General features: G+C 61.7%; 9 protein-coding genes and 3 pseudogenes. 9 read left to right on the plus strand and 3 right to left on the minus strand.

Annotated elements, in window-relative coordinates:
• Positions 1–151 precede the first annotated feature (151 nt).
• A pseudogene (locus AC07UK_RS04150) lies at positions 152–1165 on the minus strand (integrase core domain-containing protein); the annotation flags it as partial.
• Between the two features lie 82 nt (positions 1166–1247).
• On the opposite strand from AC07UK_RS04150, the gene AC07UK_RS04155 reads away from it, so the two are divergent.
• Genes AC07UK_RS04155 through AC07UK_RS04170 form a run of 4 tightly spaced genes read left to right on the plus strand, consistent with a single transcriptional unit; the run spans position 1248 to position 6812 of the window.
• A complete protein-coding gene (locus AC07UK_RS04155) occupies positions 1248–2696 on the plus strand; it encodes a site-specific integrase (protein WP_058697492.1) in 1449 nt (482 codons plus the stop codon).
• 23 nt (positions 2697–2719) lie between these two features.
• On the plus strand, positions 2720–4573 hold the full coding sequence (locus AC07UK_RS04160) for a hypothetical protein (protein ID WP_058697491.1): 1854 nt from the start codon (positions 2720–2722) through the stop codon (positions 4571–4573).
• Entirely contained in the window at positions 4570–6453 is a 1884-nt protein-coding gene (locus AC07UK_RS04165) for an integrase (RefSeq protein ID WP_116318642.1), read from the plus strand. The genes AC07UK_RS04160 and AC07UK_RS04165 overlap by 4 nt, the downstream gene beginning before the upstream one ends.
• Positions 6450–6812: a hypothetical protein gene (locus AC07UK_RS04170; RefSeq protein ID WP_058698246.1), complete on the plus strand. Its 363-nt coding sequence runs from the start codon at positions 6450–6452 to the stop codon at positions 6810–6812. The genes AC07UK_RS04165 and AC07UK_RS04170 overlap by 4 nt, the downstream gene beginning before the upstream one ends.
• Here the strand turns inward: AC07UK_RS04170 and AC07UK_RS04175 are convergent.
• Both AC07UK_RS04175 and AC07UK_RS04180 read right to left on the minus strand, forming a co-directional pair.
• The gene (locus AC07UK_RS04175; protein WP_327077467.1) at positions 6748–7857 is read right to left on the minus strand and encodes a helix-turn-helix domain-containing protein; all 1110 of its coding nucleotides are present in this window, start codon (positions 7855–7857) and stop codon (positions 6748–6750) included. The genes AC07UK_RS04170 and AC07UK_RS04175 overlap by 65 nt on opposite strands.
• On the minus strand, positions 7824–8450 hold the full coding sequence (locus AC07UK_RS04180) for a hypothetical protein (RefSeq protein ID WP_058698244.1): 627 nt from the start codon (positions 8448–8450) through the stop codon (positions 7824–7826). The genes AC07UK_RS04175 and AC07UK_RS04180 overlap by 34 nt, the downstream gene beginning before the upstream one ends.
• 384 nt (positions 8451–8834) lie before the next feature.
• Here AC07UK_RS04180 and AC07UK_RS04185 point away from each other — a divergent pair.
• From AC07UK_RS04185 to tnpB, 5 genes and pseudogenes are all read left to right on the plus strand, one after another.
• A pseudogene (locus tag AC07UK_RS04185) lies at positions 8835–9908 on the plus strand (tyrosine-type recombinase/integrase); the annotation flags it as partial.
• A 166-nt stretch (positions 9909–10074) separates the two neighbouring features.
• Positions 10075–10875 carry an SDR family oxidoreductase gene (locus tag AC07UK_RS04190; RefSeq protein WP_058698243.1) on the plus strand — a complete coding sequence of 267 codons (801 nt, stop codon included), beginning with the start codon at positions 10075–10077 and terminating at the stop codon, positions 10873–10875.
• A gap of 27 nt (positions 10876–10902) precedes the next feature.
• Positions 10903–11101, plus strand: a pseudogene (locus tag AC07UK_RS04195) (tyrosine-type recombinase/integrase); the annotation flags it as partial.
• 207 nt (positions 11102–11308) lie between these two features.
• Positions 11309–11569 (plus strand): IS66-like element accessory protein TnpA, encoded by a 261-nt coding sequence (gene tnpA, locus AC07UK_RS04200; RefSeq protein WP_233528040.1) that lies wholly within the window; start codon positions 11309–11311, stop codon positions 11567–11569.
• 140 nt (positions 11570–11709) lie between these two features.
• Positions 11710–12048 (plus strand): IS66 family insertion sequence element accessory protein TnpB, encoded by a 339-nt coding sequence (gene tnpB / locus AC07UK_RS04205; protein WP_058698242.1) that lies wholly within the window; start codon positions 11710–11712, stop codon positions 12046–12048.
• Positions 12049–12062 lie beyond the last annotated feature (14 nt).

Genomic DNA, 12062 nt, shown 5'->3' on the forward strand with positions numbered 1-12062 from the left:
GACTCCCTCGCGGAGGACAGGGTTAAAAGACTTGGCCGGTACCGATAGACAGCTTCTTCGGTCGAGTCGGTGTTTTTTTCTGCTCGGAAGCCTTGTCTACTTTCTGCTCTGACGCGGCGTTCGTTGCGGTCTGCGCGGCGGATGCTCCCCGCCCCATCGCAGTTCGCGCCGTCGGCGCGGATGACAGAATCCGCTTTGCTTCCGCCAGTTCGGATGCCGCCTTCCGTGACTTCTTTGCCTGCGCCATCTTTCCGTCGACGTAGTCTCCGATGGGATCCGCATCAACGGGCCCACGCGACCGCTTCTTGTCTTTCTTCTCCTGATTGATTTGCTGGCGTAGTTTCAGGTTATGCCGTATCACGCCCCAAGCCCCTTGCGCCTCCAAGACCCCAAACTCAGCGCCGTCTGGTTGGAACGCGCGGACACAGCGAAGATCATCGGCATTCAGGTAAATAAGCAAGCTCTTGCCGATCAAATCCGTGCTGCACGCAAGGACGTTGCTTGTGTAGCGCACACCATACAAGTTGATGTGCGGTCGAACGCCCTGCTGGAGATATGCTCGTACGGTGCAACGCTTGGCCGATTGCATTAGACAAAGGGTACGGCGACGATGCTCGGGCAGCCATGTCACCAACTGTTCCTTGCCGCGAATGAAATACTCCATCGCTTCAAGCGGCGTGACATTGTTCAGGCCGGCATGCGGCGTGCCGTTGTAGCTCGCAATAGCGTATTCGACCAACTCCTCTAACTCGTCAAACGACACATACAAGCGTAGCTTTCCCTTCGGATCGGCCAGCGCGCGCCGCAAATCACGGGGATGCGAACCCGTGTAGCCAGGCAATCTGGAAGACAGCCTGCTCGCAATAGTCCCGAAGAAGCGTTCGATGTAGGGGCGATCATCGGGACTGTACTTCGGTCCTGTGTCTGCGCAACAGCCAACGAACTCACACAACGCGTCGAGCGTCTCCTTGGCGAGATTCGCCTTCGCGTTGTCCAGCTTCATCCATTCCCAGGTTGTATACGCCAGCTCTGGGAGGCGCTGTGAGGGAAAGCCGTCGTGCGGACCGTAGGCCAAGCCAGGAATCGTGAAGTCGCGCAGTCGATGCGGCTCCAAGGCCGACTCGATGGTCTTGATGACGTCGTAGCGGCTATACTCGCGGCCAATATGCGCAAGCCAAGAACGATCTGCTGATACTCGCAGGCTGTGTTAAAGCAGACACCTCCAAACACATAAGAGGATCTGGGCGATGATCGCAAGAAGAACCACCATCCGGCAACTACCGCTTACCGAGGTCGTTGACCGCGACACTCCCGGCGCGACGCCGGTTAGCATCACCACACCCGAGGGTGGCACCGTCTATCACACGGTCCCGCTCGCAGACCCCGCCACCGGCAAGCGGCGCGACGCACGACCGCAGTGGATCCCAAGCACCTTCCCTCTCTTTCCCGTTGTCCGACTTGCTGACGGCGCGCCGTGGGCTGAAGCGAACATCTGGCTCATCGATATGCTGGAGTCGAAGTCCTCGCCCAATATGCTGACGTTCGCCAGCATCGCTGACGATCTGGTGGCGTTCCGTCGTTACCTGGACGACGAGGATATCGACTGGCTAACGTTCCCCGCAAACAAGCGACAACGGCCGACCTACCGCTATAGCGCATCGATCAGGCTGGCCGTGCAGGCGGGCGAACTGTCTGCGGGTGTCGCGAAGCGTCGTATGGGTGCTATAGCCCGCTTCTATCGCTGGCTCATAACCGAAGCCGGCTTCAGGCCCGCGAACGCGCCGTGGGTTGAATCTGATCGCTTCATTGAGGTCAAGGACCAGAAGGGATTCAGCGGCGTGATCGAGGTCAAGACCACTGACCTGTCGATCCGCTGTCGCCGCGCGGAAGACCCGTGGGACGATCGCATTCAGGACGGCGGGCGCCTGCGCCCGCTCTCCTCTTCCGAGCAGTCGGTGTTGCTTGAATCGTTAGCCGCTCTCGGCAACATCGAGATGACGCTCGTTCATCTGTTCGCTTTGTTGACGGGCGCTCGCATCCAGACGGTATTGACCGTGCGCGCGAAACACGTAATGCGCAAGCCAGGCGAGTTTCACGGCGACGACATCCGTCTCGCCTGCGGGCCGGGTACGGGCATCGACACGAAGGGCGGTGTCAAGGGCGTGTTGCACCTGCCCCGGGGTTTCTACGAGCGGCTGTACATCTACGTGCACAGCGATCGTGCGCGCAAGCGTCGCCAACTGGCAGACGGCGGAGATGACCACGACCAGCCGCTCTTTCTGAGCCATCGCGGTGCGCCGCTCTACGATGATCTCGCATCGCGCGGCCCGGTCAGCACTGGCCCAAAGGTGCGCCGTCACGTCAAGACTGGACAGGCCGTGCGCCAGTTCATCAAGGACGAACTATTGCCCATGATGCGCGAGCGGCTCGGCAACCTCAGGTACGAGTTTAGCTTCCACGACCTGCGTGCAACCTTTGGGCTGAACATGGTCGACGCGATGACCGCGAATGAGACCAGGTACACACGGGCGCTCGATCAGTTGCGGCAGCTGATGTGGCACGCACGACTGTCCACCACCGAGGGCTACCTCAGCTACCGCGAGAACCGCAAGCTGTTCGACGCTGTGCAGGACAGCTGGGGCACACACCTGTCGACGCTGGTCACGCGCGCCCTAGACACCGGGGTGGCAGTATGAGCCGGGTGTACGAGGAAGTTCGCATGCCACTCGCGGTGGGCACGACGCTGCTGCATCCCGAGCGCGCGCTGCTAAAGTGGGAAGGAATTCGCACCCGTTCCGATATCGGGCAGATCTGCTACCTGACGCGTGACACGTCGAACACGCGGCACGCGCGGCACACGTTCGATCCCAGAAGCTTTAGCAGCGAACGCACTAAGGTTGTACGCCTGCTGGTGACGCAGCTTTCCGAGCGTTTGACCCTTGGCGCCTTGCGTCCGGAGACTATCTACGGTGCTCTGCGCGGCGTGCTTGACTTCGCCAACTGGGCCGACAGGCTGGGATTGCATCAGGTTCTCTGTGACGAGAATGCTACGGCGGAGGCAGTTCATCGCTTCTTTCGCGAAAAGCGTGAACAGGTCTCACTAGGCAAGCTGAACCACAATACCGTCGCGGGCATTCAGCCTAATCTGTTGTCGATGCTTCGTGAGTTCTTCAGAAACGACGACTTCTGCGCCGATGCGAGGGTGCTGCGCCAGCAATGGTATGCTAATGGAACGACAGTTGTGCCCGACGCCGAGGCACAAGCCGCCTTGCTCGCGTGGGCTGACGCGCTCTTCAGCAGCATCAGCACGCTGGTGCTCGACTTCAAGCCTTATCCGTTGCGCGTGACCACGGCGCGAGGTGAGAATCTTTGCCTCGTTCCGCACACACATGGCCGCAGAAAAGGGCACGACTCGTACGGCTTGCTTGGCTGGAATCTGGAGACGGGACAGCTGCGCACCCGGGAAGAGATCACGAGGCGCTTGGCCGAGGCTGGAGCTAACAATCCTCGCCATCGTTCGTGGGGCATCGCGTGGTTAACTGCCAAACATCTCGTGGCGGCCAACGAAGACGCACAGTCACCGATCCGTCGCTCGCACGCTTCGTTGGCGGCCTTTTGCTTCGCCACGCTGTTTCTGGCTGAAACGGGCGTCAGCCTCGCGCAGCTGCTGGCAATGAAATGGAGCCCGGAGCTCGCCGCGACCCTGCAGGATGCATCTGTTGTACGTCAGAAGTTTCGCGAGGTTAAGTACCGTGCAGGTGGAAGGGAAGTTGCGTTCACCGTCTCGCTGGCCTTCATGCCAAAGCTCAAGGCGTATCTGGCATTGCGCAGGTATCTTGTGCAGGACGAAGACTGTGACGCGTTGTTCGTCGTACTCGGGCATCATGCGCAGCTACGGCGGCTAACGGCTCTCTCAGCCCAGTTCCTTGATCGGCTTTATAGTCGGCTCGAGACGCTCGGGATTGTGCTGCCGCGCATCAGCGCTCGTCAGTGGCGTGCGGCGAAGCAGGATTGGGCGGTGAGCAATCACGGTCCTGTCGTTGCAGCCAGGCTGATGGGCCACTCCTTGGCCACGGCGCTGCGCTCGTACTCGAACGGCACGGACACCGCGCACAAGGCTGAGATGGGTGCATTCCTCGCTTCAGTCGAGAAGACGGTGCTGAAGGCTGGCAACGACCCGGCGGGCTCCATCAAGAGCGCGGTGGGCGTCTGCATCGAGTTCCACAAGCCCGCGCCGATCGCGGCTTCGGTCACCGTACTGCCTGACTGCCGCTCGACCGAAGGGTGTATCTTTTGCGATCAGTACCGCGTGCACGCTGACGCCGCCGACATCCGCAAGCTGCTGAGCTGCCGTCACTGCGTCAGGCTCGTAAGCGGGCGTGCTGACTCGTTCGAGCAGTACGAGAGCTCGTTCGGCGCGGTGCTGCGAAGGGTCGACTTCCTCCTGAATGAAATACGGAAGCGCGACGCCGCGCTGGTCGGTCAGATCGAGCACGACGTTGATATTGATGGAAACCTGGACGCTTTCTGGTCGACCAAGCTTGATCAGCTTTACGAATTGGGAGTGGCATGAACAATACGCTGATCGCGGCGCTCGCCGAGCGCCCAGACTGGTATCGGATCGAAGACGATGCGGTCGTGACACCCGACAAGGCCGGGAAAGCTGCTTCGCTGTTTGGTGACGACGCCTGGGACATCCGTGCATATACGATTGGATCGCGCCGCACCAGTATCCACTTTAGGGGTCATCCGCTTAACGACGCAGGCCGCACCCTTTCAGACGCGACTACACGTCAGTGGAAGCAGGTCATGTACTTTCTGATGCACGAAGCGAGCGAGACGGTACCTGCGTCCAGTACTCTTCAAGGTTGCTCAGTTTACCTGAAGGACTTTGCTTACTTTGCCGCCGAACGCCAGCTTACTCTTTATGAGGGGCTATCCAGCGTCGCCGTTGTTCTGGACTATGCGGCACAAGCCGGGATGGACATGAAGGCCCAACGCCTTCATTCGATTCTGGCGAAACTTTACCGAGTGGGCGCCGAGGCCACAGGGCTGCGCGTGCCATTGGCCCAACTGCATAAGCCCCTGCTCGAACGCTCCGCGCAACACGCCGGAAACTCCCAATACGCGGTCATCCCGACGCGGATTTACCAGCACTTCCTGTCGACCTGCGAGCATGATCTCGGGATCGCCGAGAGCGTCGCGAACGCGCTATCGGACTACCTCGCGCGCGCATACGCTGGCGAACGCCCTGACGTCTGTGCCTCACTGAAGACGGCTGCTGTCCACTTCGGGTGCACGGACTCCCCTTACGTCGTGATGTCGCTTGTGGCCTCGATCAGCGCGTTATGCCAGCTGGTCATCCTGTCGTTCACCGGCATGCGCGCGATGGAAGCAGAGAACCTGCCGTACGACTGTCTGAGGGAGACCCGGCTGGATGGTGTGATGCACTACGCCATCGAGGGCGTGACGACCAAGCTGTCCGGCGGGCGTCCCAAACGCGCATGCTGGGTGACGAGCCCGCTCGGTGCTCGCGCCGTCAGGCTCGCGCAACGGCTGTCGGGCGAAGCGCATCGTGCGCACGGCGCACCAGGCTACGCCGAATCGAAGGACGGTTCCCACCTGCTGTTCTGTCGGATGGGTCTGCATCTCAAGTACGTGGCAAACCGGGCGCCCACTACCATATATATCGAAGTCGAAGCTTTTCGTGAGCGCGTCTTCCCGACGATCACGGCCGAGGACATCGCTGAACTGAAGCGTGTCGACATGCACCGCGCATGGGAAGACGAACCGAAGTACGCGGTCGGGCAGCAGTGGCCGTTCACGCGTCATCAGCTTCGCCGCTCGCTCGCGCTGTATGCGCAACGCAGCGGCCTCGTCACGCTACCGACGCTCAAACGTCAGTTGCAGCACATCACGCAGGAAATGAGCATGTACTACGCTCGCGGCTCGGCGTTTGCGCAGGGCTTCATTGACACCGACAAGGCTCACTTCGCGAAAGAATGGGCCGAGGCACAGGGCCTGTCCGAGTACCTTGCGTACGCTGAGCAGGTGCTGTTCTCTGACGAGCGGCTGTTCGGGGGGCACGCAGCATGGACACAGAGCCGTGCCGTGCAGGCGTCGCCTGTGTCGGTCTACTCACGCGAGCAGACGGTGAGGATGTTCGGGAAGGGCGAACTGGCGTACCGTGAGACGGTGCTTGGCGGGTGCGCCAGCGTCGAGCCGTGCAAGTCGACGCCGCTCGATTGGATGCGTCTGGATTGCCTTGAATCGAACTGCCGTAACCTCGTGATCGTGCCGTCGAAGCTTCAGCGCGTGATCAAGGCACAGCGCACCACAGTCGAGAAGCTGCGCGCTGTCGATGAGGCGAGCGTCGAATGCCGCATCGAGGCACAGACGCTGCAACGACTTCTTGACGCGCAAGAGAAACTGATGAAACCGGAGGCCGCATGAGCGATGCCATGACCGACTACTACGCCGCCCTTGAGCGGCTGAAGAAGCGCAAGGGTGCGCGTATCAACAACGATACCGTGGCGATCGAGGCGGGCCGCAAGAAAGGCAGCATCAAGAAGTCGCGTCCTCAGTTTGCCGAGCTGATCGCAGCAATCGATGCGGCCAACGCCGTAACCGAGCGGCCAAAGCTCGAACTGACCGAACGTCTGAACCGAGCGAAGGGCAACGCGAAGGATCTGCAGGCACAGCTTGACGAGTCGCTGGCTCGCGAACTCGCCCTGCTGCGCCAGGTATTCAGCCTGCGCAAGGAGCTGGCCGCGCTGCGTGGCGGTAGTGTCCTGCCCTTGCAGTCGCGCTAGATCTCGAAATACGATATAGCAAACTTGTGGAGGAAGATGGACACGCGACGGACGTTGTGTCCACTTTTTCTCCCAATCTAATGGACGTCTCGCGGTCTGCCGATTCCAGTAATTTCAAGGCTCGGCCTGATGTCCATCTTTTTTCTCTTGCGCGTAGGCCAAGCCCAAGGTGAAAGCCCAGCACCGCACGCGTGCAGACGTCGATGATCGCAAGTAACCAAACGCGTTCGATCTCGAATTCATGCTCAAAGCCCAATGCATCGCGTACGACCACCTTGAGACGGATATCGAGTCGGTGACCGTCGAATTCTACGACCTGGTAGGGGCGCATGGCCGGCCGACTTTCCGCCTGATCGTAGTGCGGAAGCCCCTTCAGGTGCGTGGCGCCTGCCGCCCGTGCCGCGGTGCGGAAACTGCGCGACAACTCGTCTTTAAGGCGCGCGGATAGCGACCGAATGGCACCGCCTTCCGTATTGAAGGGGTAATCCACCGCCGTCAGGCCGAGGGACCGGCATTGCAACAGAAACTCCCCGTGCAGGGCATGCAGGCCGACCAAGCGCGTATGAAGTCGTCCATTGGTATGCACCTGTTTGAGCAACACGCGGCGCTGTTTTATTTTTAGGAGCAGCCATCCTGCCAGCGCCGGATAGCTTTCTAAGAAGAGCGCGAACGCGCCTGCTTTACCCCGTCCATCTTCGCTGGGCCGACCATTGACGGGACTTATGCGGACGTACTCATTGACCCGCACGTACCTCAGCAAGGCGCGGAATCCAAAGATGCGTCCGTCAGGATGCAGCGCCAAGCCTCGCTCGAGCCACCGATAGAGCTGTCGACGGTCCACGCCGGTTGCCTTCTCAATTTCCTTGACACTTTCGCCGCTCGCATAACGCTCGATGGCCTGCACTCTTACCTTCGTGACCTCTCGCACTTCGGCGTCAAGCTCCGTCCACGCTATGCTAGGCCACGCGTTCAAATCGAGGGATTGGAACTCAGGCTTTCGGCGCGGCATCATCAGGACTCCCTGACTGCAAACTTCGTCATCCACGACAATGCGTCGGTTCGCAGTTCCTCAGCATGCACGCGACCGGTATGCAGCAGATTGAAGATGGCGGCCCGCACGAGCACGGGGTCACCTTTCGAGAACTCTCGCTCGATGGCTGAAAGCGTCTTTCGACTGGCGACAAAGCGCTCGACCGCATCAAGCAAGGACACCGACACGAGACCTTGCGTGGCTATGATACTCGGCAGCATACGCAGCCAGTTTTCTATCCAGACGCGTGAAGCGGCGTGTTCGGCCGCGTCGACCAACCGGACATTGACCGTATCAGCGTTCAACTCGAGGCCCTCCTTCGCTTCTTCATCGATCACTGGATCCGGCAGGAGGATCAACTCTTGACGATCGGAGTACGAGACCAGGAAGTCTGCTAAGTGCCGCCTCTCTCGAAACTGAATGAATCCGGGGCGCTCACAAAAGTGGCCGATTGCCGGATCGGATTCGATCAAGACCCATTGATCGAGCGCACAGCGTCGGTAGAAAGTCAGCCGCCGCTTCAGCTTTGGACTGAATGCTTCGAAGCGGTGCGCACCGCGCGGGCGGACGAGCGCAACCGGCTCCGCTATATGCAGAGAATCTTCCATGAGATCAATGCCTTACGAGCGGGATTCGAAGTCTAGGACGCCAATTGACGAAATTAATCCGGACTAATGCGAATTGACGATTTTGCTTCGTGGGGAGTGCAAGCAATAGTGTCAATTCACCGGCCGGATTTCTATATTCGACGCGGGTTCCAGCTGGATTCCGGAGTGACAGACTTGCTCCGTTCTACGATGGAGGAACCTCGCCATCGAGGAGCCAAAGAGTGCGGACCACGAGCGGTTCGTGAAGGCGCTGTGCAAGATCGAACCCGTGGTGGGCGAGGTCCGCAGTCTCGCGCGGGAGTTTCTCGGACTCATGCACCGGCGAAGTGTGCTGCATTTCGATCGATGGTTGAAACGTTTGTCGTGCTGCGACGCTGAGGAAATGCCGCGGTGACCGCCTGGCTTGCCCGCTACGCAGACAGCACCGCGACGCTCACCACGTATCGCCGCGAGGTGGAGCGGCTGATCCTGTGGGCCGTGCTTCAGTTGGGCAAGCCCTTGTCCTCGCTGACCCATGAAGACCTGCTTGCCTACGAGCGCTTCCTCGCCGATCCGCAACCGGCCGCGCGCTGGGTGCTGACCGGGACCAAGAAGCTCGCGCGCAATCATCCGGACTGGCGCCCGTTTGCGGGGCCGCTGTCGCCCGGCAGCGTGCGCCAGGCGCTGGTGATCCTGAACGCCTTGTTCGCCTGGCTGACCGAGGCGGGCTACCTGGCCGGCAACCCGCTCGCCCTCGCCCGCCGCCGCCGCGCCCCCGCCCAGGCGCGCATCACCCGCTATCTGAGCCACGACCTGTGGGAGGTGGTCAAAAACACGGTCGCAGCAATGCCGGCCGAGACGGCGCGGGAACGCCTGCACGCGGCCCGTTGCCGCTGGGTGCTGACGGTGCTTTATCTGGGCGGCTTGCGCGCCGCCGAGCTGACGGCCACCCCCATGGGCGCGTTCTTCTGCCGGCGCGATGCCCAGGGCATCGAGCGCTGGTGGCTGGAGGTCACCGGCAAGGGCAACAAGACCCGGCTGGTGCCGGCGACCGACGAGTTGATTGCCGAGTTGGCGCGCTACCGCCGCGCCCACGAATTGCCGCCTACCCCGCAGTTCGGGGAGACGCGTCCGCTGGTGCTGCCGGTGATTGGAAAAGCGGGCAGCGAGAAACCGCTGTCACGCGGCGCGCTGCACCTGATCCTGAAAGAGGTGTTCGGCATGGCCGCGGCGCGCCTGCGTGCGCGCGGGCCGGAATGGGAGGCGCAAGCCGCGGTGCTGGCCAGTGCCTCGGCGCACTGGCTGCGCCACACCGCCGGCTCGCACATGACCGACCAACAGGTCGACCTGCGCTTTGTGCGCGACAACTTCGGGCACAGCTCGCTGTCGACGACGAGCGGCTATCTGCACAGCGAGGAGGATGCTCGCCATCAAGCCACGCAGGAGCGGCATCGGATCGGCTGGGGCAGCAAGAGGTAGACGCCCGTGGAAATTATTTCACCATCATGAAACTATAGTGGGCACCAACAGGCGCGCTATGATCACCCCCTATCATCTCACCGGCGTTGCAACCGGCCCGCCACACATGGGGATGCGCCATTTGTCGAACGACGCCCGCACTCCCCACCAGCCAAGGCACACCATCATGGATCTCGAACTCCGCAATCAACGGGTGCTCATCACCGGCGGCAGCCGCGGCATCGGCCTCGCTTGCGCGGTCGGCTTTCTGCGTGAGGGCGCGCGCGTGGCCATCGTTTCGCGCAGCGCAGAAAACTTGGCGAAGGCCTGCGCCAAGCTGGCCGAAGGCCAGGGCGAATTTGCCAAGGACGTGGTCGCGGTATCCGCCGATCTGACCCATATCGCCGAGGCCGCACGCGCGGTGGAAGAAGCGGTGGCAGGACTTGGCGGCATCGACATTCTGGTGACCTCGGCCGGCGCGGCCAAGCGCCGGCCGCCGGACGAGCTGACCCCACAACTGTGGCAGGAAGCCATGACCGCCAAGTACTTCAGCTACATCAATGTGATTGACCCGGTGGTCAAGCGCATGGCGCAGCAAGGGCGCGGCGCCATCGTCAACATCGTGGGCATGGGTGGCAAGATGGCCAACCCCGCCCACCTGGCGGGTGGCGCAGCTAACGCTGCATTGATGCTGGCCAGCGCCGGACTGGCCAATGCCTACGGCAAGCAGGGTGTGCGCGTCAACGCGGTCAATCCGTCGGCTACGCATACCGAGCGCTTGCAGCAGGGCATGGAAGTGGATGCGCGCATCGGCGGCATGACAGTGGAGCAGGCGCTGGCGCGCGCCAACGCGCGCACCGGCCTGGGCCGCCTGGCCACGCCGGAAGAGGTGGCGGACGCTGTGCTGTTCCTCGCCTCGCCACGGGCCAGCTATATTTCGGGCTCCATCCTGTCGATCGATGGCGCTACCACGCCGATGGTAGTCTGAGGTTGCCAGCCTATCGCGTAGGGGCGCATGGCCGCGCAGCGCGTGCGGGGGCGCGCGCCGGGATGGGAACCGCAAGCCGCGGTGCTGGCCAGCGCCTCAGCGCACTGGCTGCGCGCGACAACTTTGGGCACAGCCGACGACGAGCGGCTACTTGCACAGCGAAGAGGATGCGCGGCATGAAGCTACTCAGGAGCGGCATCGGATCGGCTGGGGCAGCAAGAAATAGCAGCCTGCGCCGAACCTTCACCATCGTGAAATTTCGGCGCCATCCCATTGATACAAGCTTCCGTTCAAGTTTTTGGTCGCATCAAGGCGATTAATTGCATTTTATAAGAGCTGCTTACGGAACATGAGGGGTAAGCGTCCAGTTCTTCCGCCTTGAATCGATCCACGGGATCCTGCATCGTCCCCACGATGGAGGATCGTGGGGACGATGGATCGAGTGTCGACAACTATCGAGCGGCCGCGCCGCAGAGAGTACAGCGCCGAGTTCAAGGCGACGGTACTGGAGCAAGCTCGCCAGCCTGGGGCATCGGTAGCCGGCGTGGCGCTCAGCCATGGGCTGCACCCGAACATGGTGCACAGATGGGTCAGAGAGGAACGTGAACGCCAGATGCGGGCAACGCAGCGCGAGGGCCGTGCGTTTATTCCACTGCATGTTCAGCCTTTGACACCAACCATGCAGCCGGCCTAGGCGGTCCCATGCGAGACGCCAGCTCCGGTAGCTCCCGACGCCATCCGCATCGAGATCCAGCGCCCAGGCGGCACGCTGGTTGTGCACTGGCCTCTGTCAGCGGCACAGCAATGTGCCCAACTGCTTCGGGACTGGCTGCGATGATCCGCATCGACGCGCTGTGGTTGGCCGTCGAGCCCATCGACATGCGTGCCGGCACCGAGCGGCTGCTGGCGCGCGTGGTACAGGTCTTCGGCGCAGCCCAGTCTCATCACGCCTACCTGTTTGCGAACGCCCGCCACACCCGCGTCAAGCTATTGATACATGACGGCTTTGGCGTGTGGTGCGCCGCTCGCCGCCTCAACCAGGGACGATTTGTCTGGCCTGCGGTACAGGCCGGCGCCACCGGCGCACAACTGACGCAGGCGCAGTTCGACGCCCTGGTCCTCGGCCTGCCTTGGCAGCGCCTGGAGGACCTGCGCGCCATTACGCGGATATGAGGATGATCACGGCG

This window comes from Cupriavidus sp. GW821-FHT07C08 (assembly GCF_059419025.1).

Excerpts from the sequence above, each read along its gene's own strand:
- AC07UK_RS04190 (WP_058698243.1), top strand. The coding sequence starts at position 10,075 with ATGGATCTCGAACTCCGCAATCAACGGGTGCTCATCACCGGCGGCAGC.
- AC07UK_RS04165 (WP_116318642.1), top strand. The coding sequence starts at position 4,570 with ATGAACAATACGCTGATCGCGGCGCTCGCCGAGCGCCCAGACTGGTAT.
- AC07UK_RS04160 (WP_058697491.1), top strand. The coding sequence starts at position 2,720 with ATGCCACTCGCGGTGGGCACGACGCTGCTGCATCCCGAGCGCGCGCTG.
- tnpB (WP_058698242.1), top strand. The coding sequence starts at position 11,710 with ATGATCCGCATCGACGCGCTGTGGTTGGCCGTCGAGCCCATCGACATG.
- AC07UK_RS04180 (WP_058698244.1), bottom strand. The coding sequence starts at position 8,450 with ATGGAAGATTCTCTGCATATAGCGGAGCCGGTTGCGCTCGTCCGCCCG.
- tnpA (WP_233528040.1), top strand. The coding sequence starts at position 11,309 with ATGGATCGAGTGTCGACAACTATCGAGCGGCCGCGCCGCAGAGAGTAC.
- AC07UK_RS04170 (WP_058698246.1), top strand. The coding sequence starts at position 6,450 with ATGAGCGATGCCATGACCGACTACTACGCCGCCCTTGAGCGGCTGAAG.
- AC07UK_RS04155 (WP_058697492.1), top strand. The coding sequence starts at position 1,248 with ATGATCGCAAGAAGAACCACCATCCGGCAACTACCGCTTACCGAGGTC.